The following is a 208-nucleotide window of genomic DNA, read 5'->3' as shown; positions in this document are numbered from 1 at the left end:
CCCGCCGCTCCGGCCCGCCGGTCGCGCCGAAAGACACGGCTGCGGGAAACAGCACGTCATGAAACTCAGCCATCTCAGCTCCCCTATCGACTGCGCGCGCCGCGCGAGACAGCCTGCGCCAGCATGCCGGTGATTTGCGCTTCCGACTTGCGGAACGAGGCCGCATCACTCGCCGTCACATTGAAGGTGATGTTCACCGGCGCCGAAC

The organism is Tianweitania sp. (assembly GCF_032053605.1).
GTDB lineage: Bacteria > Pseudomonadota > Alphaproteobacteria > Rhizobiales > Rhizobiaceae > Tianweitania.
Note: the sequence above shows the minus strand (reverse complement) of the source record.